Source organism: Hyphomicrobiales bacterium, from assembly GCA_030688605.1.
GTDB lineage: Bacteria > Pseudomonadota > Alphaproteobacteria > Rhizobiales > NORP267 > JAUYJB01.
Genome location: JAUYJB010000167.1, coordinates 18,670 through 39,800, shown reverse-complemented (window position 1 = coordinate 39,800; position 21,131 = coordinate 18,670). Strand labels below are relative to the sequence as shown.

General features: G+C 66.2%; 16 protein-coding genes. All 16 read left to right on the top strand.

Going from position 1 to position 21,131, the window contains the following annotated elements; all coding sequences use genetic code 11:
• The first annotated feature begins 15 nt into the window (after positions 1–15).
• The 16 genes from Q8P46_17440 (at position 16) to recN (ending at position 21,107) form a co-directional block, all read left to right on the top strand.
• A complete protein-coding gene (locus Q8P46_17440; protein MDP2621933.1) occupies positions 16–1,734 on the top strand; it encodes a penicillin-binding protein 2 in 1,719 nt (572 codons plus the stop codon).
• A 70-nt stretch (positions 1,735–1,804) separates the two neighbouring features.
• Complete coding sequence (locus Q8P46_17435) at positions 1,805–3,271, top strand: UDP-N-acetylmuramoyl-L-alanyl-D-glutamate--2,6-diaminopimelate ligase (GenBank protein ID MDP2621932.1); 1,467 nt, start codon at positions 1,805–1,807, stop codon at positions 3,269–3,271.
• Complete coding sequence (locus Q8P46_17430; GenBank protein ID MDP2621931.1) at positions 3,258–4,715, top strand: UDP-N-acetylmuramoylalanyl-D-glutamyl-2,6-diaminopimelate--D-alanyl-D-alanine ligase; 1,458 nt, start codon at positions 3,258–3,260, stop codon at positions 4,713–4,715. Before Q8P46_17435 ends, Q8P46_17430 begins: the two co-directional genes overlap by 14 nt.
• Before the next feature lie 7 nt (positions 4,716–4,722).
• A complete protein-coding gene (gene mraY, locus Q8P46_17425; protein ID MDP2621930.1) occupies positions 4,723–5,808 on the top strand; it encodes a phospho-N-acetylmuramoyl-pentapeptide-transferase in 1,086 nt (361 codons plus the stop codon).
• 4 nt (positions 5,809–5,812) lie between these two features.
• Complete coding sequence (gene murD, locus Q8P46_17420; GenBank protein MDP2621929.1) at positions 5,813–7,228, top strand: UDP-N-acetylmuramoyl-L-alanine--D-glutamate ligase; 1,416 nt, start codon at positions 5,813–5,815, stop codon at positions 7,226–7,228.
• Positions 7,222–8,385: a putative lipid II flippase FtsW gene (ftsW, locus tag Q8P46_17415; protein ID MDP2621928.1), complete on the top strand. Its 1,164-nt coding sequence runs from the start codon at positions 7,222–7,224 to the stop codon at positions 8,383–8,385. Before murD ends, ftsW begins: the two co-directional genes overlap by 7 nt.
• Complete coding sequence (gene murG / locus Q8P46_17410) at positions 8,382–9,536, top strand: undecaprenyldiphospho-muramoylpentapeptide beta-N-acetylglucosaminyltransferase (GenBank protein ID MDP2621927.1); 1,155 nt, start codon at positions 8,382–8,384, stop codon at positions 9,534–9,536. Before ftsW ends, murG begins: the two co-directional genes overlap by 4 nt.
• On the top strand, positions 9,533–10,948 hold the full coding sequence (gene murC, locus Q8P46_17405; GenBank protein ID MDP2621926.1) for a UDP-N-acetylmuramate--L-alanine ligase: 1,416 nt from the start codon (positions 9,533–9,535) through the stop codon (positions 10,946–10,948). The genes murG and murC overlap by 4 nt, the downstream gene beginning before the upstream one ends.
• Complete coding sequence (murB, locus tag Q8P46_17400) at positions 10,945–11,904, top strand: UDP-N-acetylmuramate dehydrogenase (protein ID MDP2621925.1); 960 nt, start codon at positions 10,945–10,947, stop codon at positions 11,902–11,904. Before murC ends, murB begins: the two co-directional genes overlap by 4 nt.
• A complete protein-coding gene (locus Q8P46_17395; protein MDP2621924.1) occupies positions 11,901–12,830 on the top strand; it encodes a D-alanine--D-alanine ligase in 930 nt (309 codons plus the stop codon). Before murB ends, Q8P46_17395 begins: the two co-directional genes overlap by 4 nt.
• A gap of 11 nt (positions 12,831–12,841) precedes the next feature.
• The gene (locus Q8P46_17390; GenBank protein MDP2621923.1) at positions 12,842–13,780 is read left to right on the top strand and encodes a cell division protein FtsQ/DivIB; all 939 of its coding nucleotides are present in this window, start codon (positions 12,842–12,844) and stop codon (positions 13,778–13,780) included.
• 5 nt (positions 13,781–13,785) lie between these two features.
• On the top strand, positions 13,786–15,102 hold the full coding sequence (ftsA, locus tag Q8P46_17385) for a cell division protein FtsA (protein MDP2621922.1): 1,317 nt from the start codon (positions 13,786–13,788) through the stop codon (positions 15,100–15,102).
• A 118-nt stretch (positions 15,103–15,220) separates the two neighbouring features.
• On the top strand, positions 15,221–16,888 hold the full coding sequence (ftsZ, locus tag Q8P46_17380; GenBank protein ID MDP2621921.1) for a cell division protein FtsZ: 1,668 nt from the start codon (positions 15,221–15,223) through the stop codon (positions 16,886–16,888).
• Positions 16,889–17,247: 359 nt separating this feature from the next.
• Positions 17,248–18,183 carry a UDP-3-O-acyl-N-acetylglucosamine deacetylase gene (gene lpxC, locus Q8P46_17375; GenBank protein ID MDP2621920.1) on the top strand — a complete coding sequence of 312 codons (936 nt, stop codon included), beginning with the start codon at positions 17,248–17,250 and terminating at the stop codon, positions 18,181–18,183.
• 286 nt (positions 18,184–18,469) lie between these two features.
• On the top strand, positions 18,470–19,243 hold the full coding sequence (locus tag Q8P46_17370) for an outer membrane protein assembly factor BamD (GenBank protein ID MDP2621919.1): 774 nt from the start codon (positions 18,470–18,472) through the stop codon (positions 19,241–19,243).
• A gap of 190 nt (positions 19,244–19,433) precedes the next feature.
• Positions 19,434–21,107 carry a DNA repair protein RecN gene (recN, locus tag Q8P46_17365; protein ID MDP2621918.1) on the top strand — a complete coding sequence of 558 codons (1,674 nt, stop codon included), beginning with the start codon at positions 19,434–19,436 and terminating at the stop codon, positions 21,105–21,107.
• Positions 21,108–21,131: the final 24 nt, after the last annotated feature.

Genomic DNA, 21,131 nt, shown 5'->3' with positions numbered 1-21,131 from the left:
GAGACGGAAGTAACCATGAGTAAGGGGGAAATAGGAGTGGTGGAACGCAAGGATCCGAGGCGGGGGGCCGCGAACCGGGGCGAGAGGGAAGGGGGCAAGGCCCGGGTCGTTCTGACCATGGGCTTCTTCATCTGTTGCTATGCGGCGGTTGCATTGCGGCTAATCCTGTTGACGGCCGCGCCGCAAACGGCCGAGGCGCAGGGTTACAGCGCCGAGCAGGCGCTAAACGCCAGCCGTCCCGACATCCTCGACCGCAACGGCGAGATTCTGGCCACCGACATCAAGACGCCATCCCTTTACGCCGACCCGCGCCAAATCGTCGACGTCGACGATGCCGTCGATCAGCTCACCGCGCTGCTGCCCGATCTCGACGGCAACCAGCTGCGCGCGGACCTCAAGTCGGACCGCGCCTTCGTGTTCGTGCGCCGCGAGATGACTCCGGCGCAACAGGCGGCAGTGCATGAATTGGGCATCCCGGGCCTCGGCTTCGTTGAGGAAAGCCGACGCATCTATCCCGCAGGCCCGACGGCAAGCCATATTCTCGGCCATGTCAGCATCGACAATGTGGGGCTTGCCGGTATCGAGAGGTATATCGATTCACATGGTCTTGCGGCGCTTCAACAGGCGGGTTTGGCAACCGGCCACGAACAACGGCCGCTCAGCCTTTCAATCGATCTCCGGGTTCAGTATGCGCTACGAACCGAGCTTGTTGCAGCGCAGGACAGGTTCCAGGCCAAGGCGGCGAGCGGCGTCGTGCTCAACGCCCACACCGGCGAGATCGTTGCCCTGGCTTCGCTGCCCGACTACGACCCCAATGACGGCGCCAGCGCGCTCGATCCCGACCGGCTCAACCGGGTCACCGGCGGCGTCTTCGAATTGGGCTCGACGCTGAAGGTGTTCACTGTCGCCATGGCACTCGACGAGGGCACGGCAACGCTGAACGATTCCTATGACGCCAGCAAACCGATCCGCATCGCCTCCTTTACGATCGACGATTATCACGGCAAGCATCGCTGGCTTAGCGTTCCGGAAATCTTCATCTATTCGTCCAATATCGGCGCGGCGCGGATGGCGCTCGACGTCGGCGTCGAGCGCCACCAGGCGTTCTTGCGCCGCCTCGGCCTCATCGGCCGGCTCGAGAGTGAGCTGCCCGAAACGGCAGCGCCGCTAGTGCCCGCCAAATGGAGCGAGATCACCACGATGACGGCAGCCTTCGGCCACGGCATCTCCGTGACGCCACTGCAGGTGGCAAGCGGCGTCGCAGCGCTGGTCAATGGGGGTTATCTCGTGTCCCCGACCTTGCTGCCCCGCAGCCGTAGCGAGGCACGGGCGCAGGCCGTGCCCGTGGTCAAGGAACGCACCAGCCGGGCGATGCGCTATCTCATGCGCCTCAACGTGGAGGCCGGAACCGCGACAAAGGCCGACATCGAGGGCTTTCGCCTGGGCGGTAAGACTGGCACGGCCGAGAAGATTGTGAATGGCACGTATGCACGCAACAAGCTCTTGACCTCGTTCGTCGGCGTCTTTCCGAGCGACGATCCGGAATTTGTCGTGCTCGTTGTGCTTGACGAACCGCATGGAACGGCGGAAACCAGGGGCTATGCGACTGCCGGGTGGAACGCGGCGCCGACCACCGCGCGCATCGTCGGGCGGATCGCGCCGATGCTAGGCGTTGCGCCGCGCTTCGATCGCCCGGAGGGTGGTGCCACGCGGGCGATACAGGTGTCTTACTGAGTTCCTGTCGGCGGAGGGGGTCTGCCGGCGGGAGGACTGGCTACGCACATGACCGAAGAACGGCCAAAATATGAACTTGGGAGCGCTTGTCGAAGACAGCCGGAGGGTATCCTCCGCCTGGCGAAAAATTGAGATCACGGGCTTGACGGCGGACAGCCGCGAGGTGGCGCCCGGACATCTGTTCGCGGCGATCGCCGGCGCGCGGGCCGACGGCGCGCGCTTCATCCCCGATGCCTGCCGGCGCGGCGCGGCGGCCGTGCTCGTCGGGCCACAGGTCACCGGCGCGGCGACCCTCGGCGTGCCGATGATCAGGGTCGACAATCCGCGCCGAGCGCTGGCCGTGGCTGCGGCCCGCTTCTATGGCCGCCAGCCCGATATCATGGCCGCCGTCACCGGAACCAACGGCAAGACGTCGGTAACGTCCTTCTTGCGCCAGATCTGGCGGCGCGCAGGCCACGCGGCGGCAAGCATCGGCACGGTCGGCGTTGTGGTCGACGGCGCGATGCAAGCGTTGCAGCACACGACGCCCGACCCGGTGGCGCTGCACCGGCTGTTGCGCGATCTCGCCGATGAGGGCATTACCCACGCGGCAATGGAAGCCTCCAGCCACGGACTTGCCCAATACCGTATCGACGGGGTGCAGTTTGCCGCGGCCGGCTTCACCAATATCAGCCGCGACCATCTCGATTATCACGAAACCTTCAATGACTATTTGGCACAGAAGCTGCGTCTGTTCACCGAGGTTCTGGCCGGCGGCGCCACAGCAGTGGTGAACGCCGACAGCAGCCATGCTTCGGCTGTGGTCGAGGCTGCTCGCAGGCGCCGCATTTCCTGTCTAACGGTCGGCGAGCGCGGCGAGGCGCTCAAGCTTGTCGCCCATGCGCGTGCCGACCTCGGCCAGGCTCTGACGGTCGTCGACGGGGACGATGAGGAACATCGAGTGATGCTTCCGCTGGTCGGCGATTTCCAGACCGCGAATGCGCTTGTCGCAGCCGGTCTTGCGATGGCCACTGGGATTCCGGTAGGTGAGGCGTTGGCCGCGTTCGGCACGCTCGAAGGCGCCAAGGGGCGGCTCGAAAAGATTGCCGAGACGCCGGAAGGCGCCGCCGTCTTTGTCGACTATGCGCACACGCCCGACGCCTTGAAGACGGTGCTACGGACCTTGCGGCCCTACACCAGGCGCCGCCTGATCGTGGTGTTCGGCGCTGGCGGCGACCGTGACAAGGGCAAGCGGCCGATGATGGGCAAGGTCGCCGCCGCCCTTGCCGATATCGCCATCGTTACCGACGACAATCCGCGCGGCGAGGACGCCGCCGCGATCCGCGCCGAGATTCTGGCGACGGCGCCGGAGGCGATCGAGATCGGCGATCGGCGTACGGCGGTGGCCGCCGGCGTGCGGATGCTGCGCGCCGGCGACGTTCTGCTGGTTGCCGGAAAGGGCCACGAGGCCGGTCAGATCGTTGGCGATGAGGTCATCCCATTCTCCGATCACGAGGCGGTCTTGGCAGCCCTCGAGCAGGTGGATGCTCGTGCCTGAGCGCGACGAGCTCTGGTCGCTCACCGATATCATTGCGGCAACCGGCGGACGGCTGACCGGAAATCCGCCGCAAGGTATTTTCGGCATTTCGATCGACAGCCGCACGATTGGTCCGGGTGAAGCCTTTTTCGCCATTCGCGGGTCGGAGCGCGACGGCCATGCCTTTGCCGCCACCGCGCTCGACAAGGGCGCGGCGCTCGCCGTCGTGGCCGAGGACAAGGCCGCCGAGATCGCCGGGGCGCCGCTGCTGGTGGTCCCCGATCCGCTGGAAGCGCTCGAAAATCTCGGCCGCGCGGCGCGGGCGCGCAGCCCGGCGCAGGTGATTGCGGTAACGGGAAGCGTCGGCAAGACCAGCACGAAGGAGATGCTGCGCGTGGCGCTCTCACCGAGCGGTGAGACCCACGCGTCGGCTGCCTCCTACAATAATCAGTGGGGGGTGCCTTTGTCGCTGGCGCTGTTGCCGCCGACGGCCCACTTCGCGATATTCGAGGTCGGCATGAACCATCCCGGAGAGATCCTTCCGCTTGCCCGCATGATCCGGCCGCATATCGCCATCGTTACAGCGGTTGAGCCCGTGCATCTGGAATTTTTCGCCGCGCTCGACGACATCGCAGCAGCGAAGGCGGAAATATTCGTCGGACTGGAACCGGGCGGTGCGGCAATCCTCAATCGCGACAATGCCTATTTCGATTTTCTCACCGAACGCGCCCGCACCGCCGGCGCCGGCCGGGTCGTCGGTTTCGGCGAGGATGAGCGCGCCGACGCGCGCGCCGCCAAATTGTCGCTGCACGCCGAGTGTTCGGCGGTCAGCGCCGACATTTTGGGCACTCGCGCAACCTACAAAATCGGCGCGCCCGGCAAGCATCTCATTCTCAATTCGCTCGCCGTGCTGGCGGCTGTGCAACTTGTCGGCGGCAACCTTGCCCGCGGGGCTCTGGCGCTCGGCGCCTGGCGAGCGCCAGACGGGCGCGGACGGCGCCTCGACTTTTCGACCCGGCTCGGTCCGGTGAGCCTCATCGATGAGAGTTACAATGCCAATCCCGCTTCGATGCGCGCGGCCATCGCCACCCTCGGCCAGGCTCAGCCGAGCGGCAACGGCCGCCGTATTGCCGTGCTCGGCGACATGTTGGAGTTGGGAGAGGCCGCCCCACGCCTGCATGCCGAGCTCGCCGATGCTCTGGCCGACGCCGGTGTCGATCTGGTCTATACGGCCGGGCCGATGATGGCCGCCCTGCGCGAGGCGTTGCCGCCGGCGCTCAGGGCCGGGCACGCGAAACAGGCGGACGGTCTGGCTGAGCTGTTGGAGCGTGATGTCCGTCCCGGCGACGTGGTGATGATAAAGGGCTCGCTCGGCAGCTGCATGGCGCCATTGGTTGCCGCTCTTGAGCGCCATCTCGTGGTCAGGTACGAAGCTAGAACATTTGCCGGGGGGGCCGCGAATTGAGGACAGGATGCTTTATCTACTCGGGCAACTGAGCGATCAGTTTCAGCTCTTCAATCTGTTTCGCTATATCACTTTTCGCACCGGCGGCGCCATCGTCACCGCGCTGCTGTTCGTGTTTCTGTTCGGCCCCGGCATCATCTCCATGCTGCGCGTGCGCCAGGGCAAGGGCCAGCCGATCCGCGACGACGGCCCGCAGAACCACCTCCTCTCCAAGCAGGGGACGCCGACCATGGGCGGCCTGATGATCCTAACGGGGGTCACCGTGTCGACGCTGCTGTGGGCCAACCTGTCCAACCCCTATGTGTGGGTCGTTTTGTTCGTCACGCTCTGCTACGGCACTATCGGGCTATACGACGACTATCTGAAGGTCTCCCGTGCCTCGGCGCGCGGCTTTCCGGCCAGGGCCAAACTTACCGCCGAGGTCGTCATCGCCGCGCTCGCCACCTTGGCCATCATCTCGGTGGTCGAGGAGCCTTACGCCATGTCCTTGGCGCTGCCCTTCTTCAAAGGGCTGTTCATCGACCTTGGCTGGTTTTTCGTCGCCTTCGCCGTCTTCGTCATCGTCGGGGCCGGCAATTCGGTGAACCTCACCGATGGGCTCGACGGGCTGGCCATCGTCCCGGTCATGATCGCTACGGCGAGCTTCGGGTTCATCGCCTACCTGGTCGGCAACGCAGTGTTTTCCGAATATCTCCAGGTCACTTTCGTTTCCGGCACCGGCGAGCTCGCGGTGCTGTGCGGGGCGCTGATCGGCGCCGGCCTCGGCTTTTTGTGGTTCAACGCTCCGCCTGCGATGATCTTCATGGGCGATACCGGCTCGCTGGCGCTAGGCGGCGCGCTTGGTACCATCAGCGTCGCCACCAAACATGAGCTGGTGCTGGCCCTCATCGGCGGGTTGTTCGTGCTTGAGGCGGTGTCGGTCATCGTCCAGGTCGTTTCCTTCAAGATGACCGGCAAGCGGGTGTTCCGCATGGCCCCGCTGCATCACCATTTCGAGCAAAAGGGTTGGGCGGAATCGACGATCGTGGTGCGCTTCTGGATCATTGCCGTCGTTCTCGCGCTGATCGGCCTGTCGTCCCTGAAACTGCGGTAACACCATGGTGCCGGTCACCTCATTCGCCGGGCGCGTGGTCGCGGTGTTCGGGCTCGGCCTGAGCGGAATTGCGTCGGCGCGGGCGCTGGTCGCCGGCGGTGCCAAGGTGCTGGCCTTCGACGACGACGGTGGGCACCGTGCGGCGGCCGAGGCCGAGGGCATCGCGATTGCCGATCTGAAGGCTGCCGATTGGTCGGCCATTTCGGCGTTGGTGCTTAGCCCCGGCGTGCCGCTCACGCATCCCGAGCCGCACTGGTCGGTGCGGCTCGCCCGCCAGGCGAAGGCGGAAGTGATCGGCGACACCGAGCTCTTCGAGCGCGAGCGGGCGGCGCGGGCGCCAAAATCCCGCCTCGTCGCCGTTACCGGCACCAATGGCAAGTCGACCACCGCCGCCCTTATCGCCCATATAATAAAGACGGCACGTCGGTCGGTCGGGCTTGGCGGCAATATCGGCGTGCCGGTGCTGGCACTCGACGAGGTGAGCGATGCGACCATCTACGTCATTGAATATTCCTCCTATCAGATCGACCTGACGCCGAGCCTTGCGCCGGATGTCGGCGTGCTCTTGAACCTCGCTGAGGACCATCTCGACCGCCACGGCAGCTTTGCCGGCTATGCGGCGATCAAGGCACGGCTGGCCGAGGCGGCGGCGCGCAAGGGCATGGCAATCGTCGGCGCTGATGATGCGGAATGCCGGGCAATTGCCGATGCCATTGAAAAAGGCGGCGGCCGGCTGATACGCATTTCCAATCGCGACGCGGTCACGCGCGGTGTCTTCGCGCGCGGCGGGCGCCTTTATCAGAGTCTCGGCGACAGCGTCCAGGAGGTCGCCGACATCTCACGCGCGGGCAGTCTGCGCGGCGCCCACAATTGGCAGAACGCTGCGGCGGCCTTCGCGGCTGCCCGCGTGCTCGGGGTGGCTGCGGATCAAATCGTGCGGGCGCTTCACTCCTTTCCAGGTCTTGCCCACCGCATGGAGGAGATCGGCCGCATTGGCGCGGTCCTGTTCGTCAACGATTCCAAGGCGACCAATGCCGACGCGGCGGCCCGCGCTCTGGATTGTTTCGATACCATCTACTGGATCGCCGGCGGCAGGCCCAAATCGGGCGGCATCTCGTCGCTTGGCGAATATTTCCCCAAGATCGCCCACGCCTATCTGATTGGCGAGGCGGCGGACGCATTTGCCAAGACGCTCGCCGGAAAGGTGGCGTTTACCATAAACGGCGATGTTGAGAGCGCGGTGCGCCAGGCTGCCGCCGATGCGGCGCAAAGCCGAGCCGCGCAACCGGTGGTCCTGTTGGCGCCGGCCTGCGCCTCTTTCGACCAGTTCGCCAATTTCGAGGCGCGTGGCGAGGCATTCCGCATGGCGGTGGCGCAGCTTGGCGGCGGGGCGAGGAAAGAGGGGATGAGCGCATGTTGAGCCTAGGCCGGGCTGACCGTTCTGCGCTTGCCGAATGGTGGTGGACCGTCGACCGTGTGCTGGTCGCCGCGATCCTGTGCCTGGCCGTGTTCGGCATCGTCTTCACCATGGCGGCGAGCCCCCCGGTGGCGCTCAAGCTCGGCCTCGACCAGTTTCATTTCGTCAAGCGTCAGGCAGCGTTCTTGAGCATCGGCCTCGGCGCCATGCTGATGACCTCGCTCCTGACGGCGCGGCAGATGCGCCGCGTGGCCTTAGTGCTGTTCGCAGGCGGACTGGTGTTAATGGTCATTGCCCTGTTTCAGGGCCCCGAGATCAAGGGGGCGCGGCGTTGGATCGAAATCGCCGGCTTTTCGCTGCAGCCCTCGGAGTTCGTCAAGCCGGCTTTCGTGCTCCTCGCCGCCTGGCTGTTCGCGGAAGGCGGAAGGCGGCCCGATATTCCCGGCGCGTCGCTCGCCACCGGCCTGCTCATCGTCTTCGTGGCGCTGCTGCTGCTGCAGCCAGATGTCGGCCAGGCGCTGCTTACAGCCCTCGTCTGGGGTGCTCTGTTCTTCATGGCCGGTATGGCCTGGCCGTGGATCATCATGCTCGGCGGCCTCGGCATGGCCGGGCTGTTCGCCGCCTACACGTTGGTGCCGCACGTGACGGCACGGGTCGACCGCTTTCTCGACCCCGCCTCGGGCGACACCTACCAGATCGACACGGCGCTGGAATCCTTCATCCGCGGCGGCTGGTTCGGGCGTGGCCCCGGCGAGGGCACGGTTAAGCGGCTGTTGCCGGATTCACACACCGACTTCGTATTCGCGGTTACGGCGGAAGAGTACGGCATCATCGTCTGCCTGACGCTGCTGGCACTGTTCGCCTTCATCGTCCTGCGCGTGCTCTTGGGCGCGTTTCGCGAGACCGATCCGTTCATGCGGTTTGCGGTCGGCGGCCTTATCGTCATGTTCGGCCTGCAGGCTGCGATCAATATGGGCGTCAACCTGGCTCTGTTGCCGGCCAAGGGCATGACCCTGCCGCTGATTTCTGCCGGCGGCTCGTCGACGCTGTCCATGTGCTACGCGCTCGGCATGGTGCTCGGCCTGACGCGACGGCGCGTCACCGAGGAGTCGGTCATCGACGCGAGGCTGTTGGCCGGCGGGAGAGGCTCGGGGCCGTGAGCGGGGTCCGCGCAGGCGACGGGCGTCTGGCGTTGCTGGCCGCGGGCGGCACCGGCGGGCATCTGTTTCCCGCCCAGGCACTGGCCGAGGAGCTCGGGCAGCGCGGCTGGCACGTGCATCTCGCCACCGATGCGCGCGGCGGCCGCTTCCGCGACAGCTTCCCGGCCGAGGCCGTCCACGTGCTGCCGGCGGCGACCGTCGGCGCGCGCAGCCCCTTGGCGCTGGCGAAGACGGCATGGACCCTCATGGCAGGGTTTTTTGCCGCTTGGTCGTTGATCGGCCGCATCAAGCCGTCCGTCGCCGTCGGCTTTGGCGGCTATCCGACCGTACCGCCGATCCTGGCGGCCTGGGCGCGGCGGGTTGAGACCTGTGTGCACGAGCAGAACGCGATCATGGGGCGCGCCAACCGGTTGCTCAAGCGCTTCGTGACCGCGATCGCGGTCGGATTCCCCGATACCGCGCTGGTGAGCCGTCGCGACCGCTGGAAGGTTACCCACACCGGCGTTCCGGTGCGCGCCGCAGTGGTCGCCGCGGCCGCCAGGCGCTACGACAAGCCTGATGCGCGTGGGGAGTTCCGCTTGCTCGTCTTCGGCGGCAGCCAGGGAGCGCGCGTCTTCGCCGACGTTGTGCCGGAGGCGGTCGCCGGCTTGAGCGAGGAGGCGCGCGGGAGGCTTGAGATGGTGCAGCAGGCGCGCCCTGAGGACATGGAGCGGGTATCGCAAGCCTATGACGGGCTCGGCGTCAAGGCCGAGGTCGCGCCCTTCTTCGCCGACCTGCCGGCCCGCATCGCCGCTGCGCATCTCGTGATTTCACGCTCCGGCGCCAGCACCGCGACGGAGCTGACCGTGATCGGCCGGCCGGCCATTCTGGTGCCGCTGCCGGGGGCCATCGACAATGACCAGCTCATGAACGCGACCGCGCTGGAGCACCGCGAAGCCGCCTGGCTTATGCCGCAATCGGCGTTCACACCGGAATTTCTGGCACAAGAGCTTGAGCGGCTGATGGGCAATCCGGAGCAGTTGTGGCATGTCGCGGCTGCTGCGCGGGCGCTCGGCCGGCCCGACGCGGTTGCCCGCCTCGCCGATCTCGTCGATGCGCTGGCAAAGGGACGTCGGGCGATGGCGGCGCCGCAAGAGGAAACGTCTTCATGAAAATGCCGCTGGATATCGGCGCCACCCATTTCGTCGGCATTGGCGGCATCGGCATGAGCGGCATCGCCGAAGTCATGCACATTCTCGGCTATGCCGTGCAGGGCAGCGACCTTGCCGATAACGCGAACGTCAAGCGCCTGCGCGAGATGGGCATTCCGGTTTCCGTCGGTCACGACCCGGCGCATCTGGGCGAGGCCAAGGTGGTGGTCATCTCCTCGGCGGTGAAGCGCGACAATCCGGAGCTTGCCGCGGCGCGGGCACGCCACCTGCCGGTGGTGCGCCGGGCCGAGATGCTGGCCGAATTGATGCGGCTGAAAAGCTGTATCGCCGTCGGCGGCACCCACGGCAAAACGACAACCACCTCGCTGATCGCGGCGCTGCTGGAGGCCGGGGGGCTCGACCCGACCGTCATCAATGGCGGCATCATTAACGCCTACGGCACCAACGCCCGGCTCGGCGCCGGCGAATGGATGGTCGTCGAGGCCGACGAATCCGACGGCACCTTCGTCAAGCTCCCGGCCGAGATCGCCGTCGTCACCAATATAGATCCGGAGCATCTTGACCATTACGGCAACTTCGACGCCGCGCGGCGCGCCTTCCGCGCCTTCGTCGAGAACATCCCCTTCTATGGCTTCGGCGTCATGTGCCTCGACCATCCGGAGGTGCAGGCGCTGGTCGGGCGCATCGAGGACCGGCGCATCATCACCTATGGGCGCAACCCGCAGGCTGACGCGCAGCTCGTCAATTTCGACTCCGGCCCGGCAGGGACCCGCTTCGACGCAGTGCTGCGTGATGCAGTCAGCGGCGAGAGTGCGACCATCGCCGACCTGAAGCTGCCGATGATCGGGCTGCACAACGCCATGAACGCGCTCGCGGCGGTCGTGGTGGCGCGCGAGCTCGGCATCGACGCGGAGACGATCCGCGCCGGGCTCGCCCGCTTCGCCGGGGTCAAGCGACGTTTCACCCGCATCGGCGAATGGAACGACGTCACCATATTCGACGACTATGCCCACCATCCGGTGGAGATCGCAGCTGTCCTCAGGGCTGCCCGTTCGGCTGCCCGTGGCCGCGTCATCGCCGTCGTCCAGCCGCACCGCTACACGCGCCTGCGCGACCTGTTCGGCGACTTTTGCGCCTGTTTCAACGATGCCGACATGGTGGTGGTCGCCGATGTATATCCGGCCGGCGAGGCGCCGATCGAGGGCGTTCACCGCGACGCCCTGGTACAAGGCATCATTGCCCGCGGCCACCGCCGCGTGATGCCACTCAAGGGGCCCGAGGCTCTGCCGGGGCTGGTCGCCGAAATCGCCCGCAAGGATGACTTCGTCATCTGTCTTGGCGCCGGTTCGATCACCCAATGGGCGAATGCGCTTCCCGGCGCGCTGCGCGACCGGGCGGGGGCGGCCCAGTGACCGGCCGACCCTCGCTTGCCGAAAGATTGCGCCAAGACATGCCCGGCCTGCGCGGGCGTCTCGACGGCCGTGTGCCGCTAAAGGACATCACTTGGTTTCGCGTCGGCGGACCGGCGGAGGTCCTGTTCGAGCCGGCGGACGCCGACGATCTCGGGCTTTTTCTCAAGCATCTCCCGCGCGACGTGCCGCTGCTTGCGATCGGCGCCTGCTCCAACCTGCTGGTGCGCGACGGCGGCGTGGCCGGGGTCGTGATCCGCCTTGGCCGCGGCCTTGCGGCCATCAAGGTCGAGACGGGCTACCGGATCCGCGCCGGCGCCGGCGCCCTGGATGTCAAGGTCGCCCGCGCGGCGGCCGATGCCGGCATATCCGGCCTTGCCTTCCTGCGCGGCATCCCCGGTGCCGTTGGCGGCGCCTTGCGCATGAATGCCGGCGCCTATGGCCGCGAGATAAAGGATATCTTCGTTTCGGCGCGCGCCTTCGGCCGCGACGGCGAGGAGAAGACGCTGGGTGCAGACGAGATGGGCTTTGTCTACCGCCGTTCGGCGGTACCCGAGGAGTTCATCTTCACCGAGGCGCTGTTCCAGGGCGAGGCCGGCGAACGGGCGGCGATCCGGGCCGAGATGGACCGGATCACCGCGGAACGCGGCGACACCCAGCCGGTCGACACCCGCACCGGAGGCTCGACCTTCAAGAACCCGCCGGGCGAGCAGGCCTGGGCGCTAATCGAGCGCGCCGGCTGCCGGGGTTTGCGCCTTGGCGGTGCCCAGGTCTCCGAAAAGCACTGCAACTTCCTCATCAACACGGGGACGGCGAGCGCCGCCGATCTGGAGACGCTTGGCGAAACCGTGCGCCGGCAAGTGCATGAGCGCTGCGGCGTTGAGCTGGAATGGGAGATCGAGCGCGTCGGCAAGTTCCTGGAGCTCGCCGAGACCGGCGAAGAAGGAGCCCGCCCGTGACCGGCTACAGAAATCATGTCGCGGTCCTGATGGGCGGCTGGTCGGCCGAGCGCGAGGTAAGCCTCAAGTCCGGCGAAGCCTGCGCCAGGGCGCTCGAAGAGGAGGGATTCAGGGTCACGCGGATCGACGTCAAGCGCGACATCGCGGGCGTCCTCGACAAGCTCAGGCCCGATGTTGCCTTCAATGCGCTGCATGGCCGTTTCGGCGAGGATGGCTGCATCCAGGGCATCCTCGAGATTCTGGCCATTCCCTATACCCATTCCGGTGTGCTCGCCTCGGCGCTGGCGATGCACAAGCCGTGTGCCAGGGCCCTGTTCAAGGCCGCCCGCATCCCGGTCGCGGAAGGCAAGGTGGTGCCGCGGCTCGAAGCGGCGCGGCGCCACGTCATGAAGCCGCCCTATGTCATCAAGCCGGTGTGCGAGGGCTCGAGCGTCGGCGTCTTCATCGTGCCGGAGGATCAGGAACACCCACCTCAGGAGCTCTATTCGGCCGATTGGGCGCTCGGCGAGGAGGTGCTGGTGGAGCGCTACGTGCCGGGCCGCGAGCTGACCTGCGCGGTGATGGGCGATGTGGCGCTGGGGGTCATCGAGATCGTGCCCGCCACGCGTTTTTACGACTATGAGGCGAAATACGCGCCGGGCGGCTCAAAACATATCCTCCCGGCAGAAATTTCACCAAATCTTTACCAATTGGTACAGAGATTAACACTAGAGGCGCATCAGGCATTGGGGTGCCGCGGCGTCAGCCGAGCCGACTTCCGTTTTGACGATCGGTACGCGGACGCCGGGGAAATGGTGTGCCTGGAGGTCAATACCCAGCCCGGCATGACGGAAACCTCTCTGGTTCCCGAACTTGCCGCCCATGCCGGACACTCGTTCGGCGAACTGGTGCGTTGGATGGTGGAGGACGCGTCGTGCAACAGGTGAGGGGAAGAAGAATGGTCCCGCGCCGCGGCGTGGCCGGGAGTCGGCGCGCGGTGCGCAAGCCCTTTCTCGCCCGGTTTGTCTTCCTTTCCGATCGGACCGCCCGCAAATTCGCTCGTTTTTCCGGCGGGCTCACAGGTGCTGGGTTACGCCGGGCGGCACTCCTCGCTTGTTTCGTCTTCTACGGCCTGACAGGCCTTTACACGGCCGTTCTGAACGGCGCCTTCGACAGCTCCGCTGCCTTCGCTGGCACGGCCTATCGCAGCCTTGCCGGCGTCACGCATCTGACCATCGGCAGAATTGAGGTTGACGGCGTGAAGAGCGGGCGCCGGGACGAGGTGATGGCGGCCCTCGGGGTTGAGCCGGGCCAGTCGATCCTTTGGTTCGATACCCATCGGGCGCGGGCCCGCATCGAGACCCTGCGCTGGGTCAAGCAGGCGACGGTGCTGCGGCTGCTGCCGGATGTGGTCAAGGTGTCGATCGAGGAGCGCCGACCCTATGCGGTGTGGCAGCGAGGCGGGGCCTTGTCGGTCATCGACGAGGAAGGCCGGGTCATTTCCGACGCTAGCGGTGCCGACTACGCCACCTTGCCGCTCGTTGTCGGCTTCGGCGCCAATGTCGAGGCGCGGCCGTTTTTCGCCCTGTTGCAACGCTGGCCGAGCCTTGTCGCGCGGATGCGCGCAAGCGTGCGCGTCGCCGACCGGCGCTGGAACATTCGTCTTCTCAACGGTCTCGATATCCGCCTGCCCGAGAAGAACGTCGCGGCGGCCATCGACGAGCTTGCCGCCATCGACGAGGCTTACGGACTGCTGCAGCGCGACATCGCCGGCATCGATCTGCGTCTTGCCGATCGGCTCACGATCCGCCTTACCGATGAGGCGGCGACGCGGCGCCAGGCCGCGATCAAGGAGCGCGAAAAGGCGCTGGGCAAGAAAAAGGGGGCCGACACGTGAACGCGATGAACGATCATCCGCACGGCGCCCGCACGCCGTCCGTGCCTCAGAACCGAGCGAGCATCCGCGCCGTGCTCGACATCGGGAGCAGCAAGATCTGCTGCCTGATCGCCAAGCTGAAACCGACGCTGCGCCCTTCCAACCTGCCGCGCCGCAGCCACGATATCGAGTTTCTCGGCATCGGCCACCAGCTCGCGCGCGGCGTCAAGTCGGGGGCGATCGTCGACATGGAGGCGGCCGAGCAGGCAGTTCGCGCGGCCGTCGACGGGGCCGAGCGCATGGCCGGCATCACCGTCGATTCGGTCACCGTGAACGTCTCCTGCGGGCACATTCATTCAGAAGCCTTCTCGGCCAGCGTGGGCATCGATGGGCGCGAGGTTGAAGAGCCGGTCATCCAGCGCGTGCTGCGGGCCGGGCGGCAGCATTCCACCCACCGGGCGCGCAGCGTCATCCATTCGATCCCCATCGGCTACACGCTGGACGGCAATCGCAGCATCCGCGACCCGCGCGGCATGCTCGGCGACACGCTGGGCGTGGATATCCATGTCGTCTCCGCCGAATTGGCGCCGCTGCGCAATCTCAGCCTGTGCATCCGCCGCTGCCATTTGGAGATCGACGGCTTTGCCGCCACGCCCTACGCCTCGGGCCTGTCCTGCCTGATCGAAGATGAGGCCGATCTCGGCGTGCTCGTTGTCGACATGGGCGGCGGCACCACCGGCTCGGCGATCTTCCGCGACGGAAATTTCGTCTATGCCGACGTCGTGGGGCTCGGCGGCAACCACATCACCACCGACATTGCGCGCGGCCTGTCGACCGGCATCAACGAGGCCGAGCGCATCAAGACCCTTTATGGCAGCGCCCTGCCGAGCCAATCCGACGAGCGCGAGGTGATGACCGTGCCGCTGGTCGGAGACGATGGCGACGATGCCGGCAATCAGATCCCGAAATCGATGCTCACCGGCATCATCAGGCCGCGGCTCGAGGAGACCCTGGAGCTCGTCCGCGATCGTCTCCAGGCCAACGGCTTTTCCCGCTATGCGGGCAAGCATGCGGTCCTCGTCGGCGGCGCCAGCAATATGACCGGCGCGCGTGAGCTCGCCCAGCGCATTCTCGACAAGCAGGTGCGCATCGGCCGTCCTCTCGGCATCACCGGACTGCCCGAGGCGGTGCGCGGGCCGGCCTTCGCCACGGCCGTCGGCCTGCTGGTCTATCCGCAGGTCAAGGACAGCGAAGTGATCGATTTTCAAGACTTAAGCCCCCGAAGATTAGACGCAGCCGGTGTTCTGGCGCGCATGGGGCAATGGATCAGGGAGAGCTTCTGATGGACGCGCAGCGCAAGAATTGGCTCCATCGTTTCGGCGTCGAACCCGGGTGCGAAACAACCAATACGGCCGGTTTCCGGAGCGGCCTGTCCGGAGGACGTGCCTGCAAGGGGGTCTCATGACGATCAATCTGAAGGTTCCGAACGTGAAGGAACTCAAACCACGCATCACCGTCTTCGGCGTTGGCGGAGCCGGCGGCAATGCGGTCAACAACATGATCCAGTCGGGTCTGCAGGGTGTCGATTTCGTCGTTGCCAATACCGACGCCCAGGCGCTGGCCGCATCCTGCGCGGAGCGGCGCATCCAGATGGGTACCGAGCTGACCGAGGGGCTCGGCGCCGGTTCCCATCCGGAGATCGGCAATGCCGCGGCCGAGGAGGCGATCGACGAAATCCGTGATCAGCTCTCCGGCGCGCATATGGTGTTCGTAACCGCCGGCATGGGCGGCGGCACCGGCACCGGCGCGGCCCCCGTGATCGCGCGCGCGGCGCGGGAGCAGGGCATCCTCACCGTTGGCGTGGTGACCAAGCCGTTCCAGTTCGAAGGCGTCCGGCGAATGCGCACCGCCGACGCCGGCATTGTCGAGATGCAAGGCCATGTCGACACGCTGATCATCATTCCGAACCAGAACCTGTTCCGCGTCGCCAATGAGAAAACGACCTTCGCGGACGCTTTTGCCATGGCCGACCAGGTGCTCTATTCGGGCGTGGCCTGCATCACCGACCTGATCGTCAAGGAGGGGCTGATCAACCTCGACTTCGCCGACGTGCGCGCGGTGATGAGCGAGATGGGTAAGGCGATGATGGGCACCGGCGAGGCCTCCGGCGAGAAGCGCGCGGTGGAAGCGGCGGAAGCGGCGATCTCCAATCCGCTGCTCGACGACGTCTCGATGCGGGGCGCCCGCGGCCTCCTGATCTCGATTACCGGCGGCCACGACCTGACGCTCTACGAGGTCGACGAGGCGGCCACCCGCATTCGCGAGGAGGTTGACCCCGACGCCAATATCATCGTCGGCGCCACGTTCGATGATTCGCTGGAGGGGGTGATCCGCGTATCGGTCGTTTCCACCGGCATCGACGGTGCCGATCTGGTGGCGCGTCAGAGCGGCGAGGCCATGATCGCCGACATGTCCGCGCGCACTCAGGCCGCGGCCGAGGCGCGGCTGCATCTGGTGCGTTCACAATTGGCTCAGAGCGACAAATTGGCGCAGGAGGAGCAGGACGCCGGCGACGGCGATGCGGAGGGTTCTGACGGTGCCGGAGAGACGCTGACGGAAGACGGCGTGCGGCTGCGCCCGCTGAAGCCGAAGGCTGCGCCGGTGAGCGCCCCGGACGCGCAGGCTGAAGTGGAAGAGGACGGCGATGCGCCGTTCATTCCCCCTGCCGCCGAGCGACCCGAGCGCGACCGACCGCGCATGCCGCGGATCGACGAATTCCCGTTGCCGGCACAAAATGAGGCGCGTGCCGCCGGTGGCCAGGAGTCCCAGATGGGGATTGAGGCGCACAAGAAAAAGTCAAATTTTTTCAAACGCTTGGCGAGCGCCGGATTGGGTATGCTCGAGGGTGAGGAGGTAGATGACGGTCGGGCGATCGAGCCGAGCTTGGGCAAGGCGCCTGTCCGCGAAGGCCACACCCGCCGCAGCCTCACGCGCGAGCAGACTAACCGTCAGGGGCCGCGGCGCGAGGCGGCGGTGCACACGGAGAAGACTGCTGGCGCGCCGGCGCCGACGCCCGGCGACGACGATCATTTGGAGATCCCCGCCTTCCTGCGGCGCCAGGCGAATTGAGGTGCCGCAGCCGTTCGGGTCGGTTCCCTTGCGCAGATCGTCGTGAGCTGTTGGGGATAATCTGTGGACGGTCTCAGCCGCGGGCGCGCTGGGCGGATATTGCGGAAATCCGGGCTTTTTTGGCTTGGCAATGGGGAGGAAAAGTTCGTAACAGAAGGTAAGAAACCGTGATTTGGCGTCGTCCGCCACAGTCGGTATTCTCCTGACCTAACTGGTCGTTATGTTGAGTTGCTCACTCGTCGGACCACCATGGGTCCACGTAATGTCGCGGGGGGACTCTGTGACGTGATACGACCTCGGGGGAAGTCGACAGAGTAGCATTCGAATAGGGCGAGAGTGTGGGGCACATGGGACGACTTATGCCTTTGAGGCAATCAACGATTGCAGAGTCAATCGAGTTTAGCGGCGTAGGCGTTCACAGTGGCGCTGAAGCATCGTTAACAATCTTTCCCGCCGAGGTCGACACCGGGGTGGTGTTCGTTCGCGGCGATGTCGATGAGGAGGTCGAGATTCCGGCGCTTCTGCGCTCGGTTTGCGCGACCGAGATGTGCACCGCGCTCGGCGATCCGTCGGGGGCGGCAGTGTCCACGGTCGAGCATCTGATCGCGGCCCTGGGAGGCCTTGGCATCGACAACGCCCTGATCGAGATCGACGGGGCGGAAGTGCCGATCCTGGATGGCAGCGCGGCGCCGTTTGTCGAGGCGATCCGGCAATCCGGTATCCGCACCCAGAATGCACCGCGCCGGTTCGTCAAGATCGTCAAACCGATCCGGGTCGAATCGGGACGAAGCGTCGGCGAGTTGATGCCGTATGACGGTTTTGCCATCGACGTGACCATCGAATTCGATTCGCCGTTGATCGGAACCCAGCGAATCGCGCTGGACGTGACGCCGGCGAGTTTCATTGCCGAATTGGCGCGCGCGCGGACCTTCGGCTTCGTCAACGAGGTTGAGCGGCTTTGGGCCTCCGGTTACGCCATGGGCGCCTCGCTCGACAATACGGTGGTTCTCGACGCAGGCCAGATCATGAACCCGGAAGGCTTGCGCTGGGCCGACGAGTTCGTCCGCCACAAGGCGCTCGACGCCATCGGCGACCTGGCTCTGGCCGGCGCGCCAATCCTTGGCCGCTACCGCTCGGTGCGTGGCGGCCATCACCTCAACTACCAAGTTTTGCGCGGGCTTGCGGCCGATCGCGACGCATGGACATGGGTCGAAGGCCGCACCCGGCGCACCGGGGGTCATGCCGAGCTTGCCGCCGGCGTCGCCCTTCCTGCTTTCGGTCCCGACCTCTCCTAACCTCCCTTTCCCGGGACCTGTCGCCGGCGGCCTGTTGCCGCCGGCGGCGGCCATAAAACAACCGCATTTTCCTCCTCGGATGCTGGCACCGGGGGGGCGTTTGCGCTATGACGGTCGGCGTCGCTCAACGCGTTTGCGCGGCTGAGATGCATGGGGCTGCCTTAACAACGAACGAGTGAAGATGCTGCAATCGCACAGCGGTATGGGCGGAAGGCGCGGCGGGGGAGCGCCATCCCTCAGGCGTGTGCTATTCTGCGCCATGTTGCTCGGCTTCGCCGCCATCGGCATGTCCGCCTGCTCCTCCGACGAGGATTCGCAGCTGGCCTTCCAGGACGAGCCGGTCGGCAAGCTTTACAACGAGGCGCTCAGTCTTCTCGCCGAGGAAAACTACCGCTCGGCGGCGGCCAAGTTCGAGGATGTCGAGCGCCAGCATCCCTATTCGGAATGGGCGCGCAAGGCTATCGTCATGGCGGCTTTCGCTTACTATCAGAGCCGCAGTTACGAAGAGGCGATCCAGGCGGCCAAACGCTACGTCACGCTGCATCCCGGCGGCGAGGACGCAGCCTACGCCCAGTTCCTGATCGCCCAATCCTATTATGACCAGATCCCCGACGTGACCCGCGACCAGCAGCGAACCGAGAGCGCGATGGAAGGTCTGCGCGAGGTTGTGCGGCGCTACCCGGAAACCGACTATGCCCGCGACGCCCGCAAGAAGCTGCAACAGGCCAGTGACCAGCTCGCCGGCAAGGAGATGGAGATCGGTCGCTACTATCTCAGGCACAATGACTATGTCGCCGCCCTCAACCGCTTCAAGACGGTGGTCAAGAACTACCAGACCAGTTCGCAGATCGAGGAGGCGCTGATGCGCCTGACCGAGGCCTATATGGCGATGGGAATCACCAGCGAGGCGCAAACCGCGACCGCCATTCTCGGCCACAACTATCCGACGAGCCCCTGGTACAAGGACGCCTTTGCGCTGTTGCAGAGTGGCGGCCTGGAGCCGCGCGAGGACAAGGGCTCATGGCTGAGCTCGGTGTGGAAGACGGCAACCGGCACCTAGCAGGCTGTTGAAAAAGTCGTTTGTTCACGAAACGTCATAGAATCCGAGCATGAACAGACCGGAATCATAGCGCGAACATCGTTCCCTTTTTCAACAGCCTGCTAGAGCACGATCCGGCGATATGGGATCAATTTGATGGGTCAAATCGGTTCACCCGCCAATCCTGATGGCCGGATAGCGCTCTAGTCCCATGCTCGCGGCGCTCACCATCCGCGACATCGTCTTGATGGAACGCCTGAATATCGGCTTCGGGCAGGGTTTGAGCGTGCTCACCGGAGAGACAGGGACGGGCAAGTCGATCCTGCTCGATTCGCTGGCGCTTTCGCTCGGTGCGCGCGGCGACTCCTCGCTGGTGCGCCAGGGGGCGGCGAGCGGCGAGGTGGTGGCGGTATTCGAGCCGAACCGCAATCACCCGGTCTGGGCGCTGCTTGAGGAAAACGGGATTTCGCGCGAGGACAGTCTGATCCTGCGCCGCGTGCAGTCCGCCGATGGGCGCACCCGCGCCTTCATCAACGACCGTCCGGTCAGCGCCCAGCTTCTGAAGCAGGTTGGCGCCCTGATGGTCGAGATCCACGGCCAGCACGACGACCGCGCCTTGATCGATCCGGCGGTGCACCGGGGCCTGCTCGATGCCTTCGGCGATCTCGGAGCGGAGGTCGGCGCGGTGCGGGCGGACTGGGCGCGCCGCGGGCAGGCGCGACGGGCACTAGACGCGCACGAGGCCGATATCACGGCAGCGGCGCGCGAGCGCGACTTTCTGGTGCACGCGTTGGAGGAACTTGGTCGGCTCGCGCCCCAGCCGGGCGAGGAGGAGAAGTTGGCCGCGCAGCGGCAGCTGATGATGCAGGCGGAAAAGGTCGCCGACGATCTGAAGGAAGCGCTGGCCACACTCGACGGCGACGGGGCGCTGGTTGCACGGCTCGCTTCCGTGCTGCGCCGGCTGGAGCGCCAGGCGGAGCGGGCGCCGGAGCTGGTCAAGCCGAGCGCCGATGCGCTGGAGCGGGCGCTCAACGAAACGTCCGAAGCGCTGGCGAGCCTCGAACGGGCCGTGGCGTCCTGCGCTTTTGATGCAGACGAGCTGGAAAAGGCGGAGGAGCGACTGTTCGCCCTGCGCGCTGCGGCGCGCAAGCATGGCTGCCCGGTCGACGAATTGGCGGCGCTGCGCGAGGCACTACAGGTCAAGCTCGACGGCATCGATGCCGGTGAAGCGGAGTTCGAGCGCCTGCGCGAGAGTTTGAGCGAGGCCGAAAAGACTTATGCCGCCTCGGCCGCAACCCTCAGCGCCAAGCGCCGCGCCGCGGCGCGGGCGCTGGAAGGGGCGGTGGCGGGGGAGCTTGCGCCGTTGAAGCTTGCCCGCGCCACGTTCATGGTCAACATTGATTCGGACACGGAAAGCGGCGGCGAATTCGGCATCGACCGGGTCGAGTTCTGGGTCAGGACCAATCCCGGCTCGGCACCCGGCCCACTGCGCAAGATCGCATCCGGCGGCGAGCTTGCCCGTTTCATCCTTGCCCTGAAAGTGGCCCTCGCCGACAAGGGCAGCGCGCCGACGCTGATCTTCGACGAGATCGACACCGCGGTCGGCGGCGCGGTCGCCGACGCCATCGGCCAGCGCCTCGCGCGCCTCGCCAAGGGGGTGCAGGTGATCGCGGTCACCCATGCGCCACAAGTCGCGGCGCGCGCTGCCAGCCACCTCCTCATCACCAAGGAGGAGCCCGACCACGCCAGGAACCTGCTCGTGACCCGCATTGCCACGCTCGACGCGCCGCGCCGGCAGGAGGAGATCGCGCGCATGCTTTCCGGCGCCGAGGTCACCGCGGAAGCGCGCGCCCAGGCCGAGCGCCTCTTAGCCGGCGCCGGATAGAGGCCCTGTCCGGGGGCGGCATCC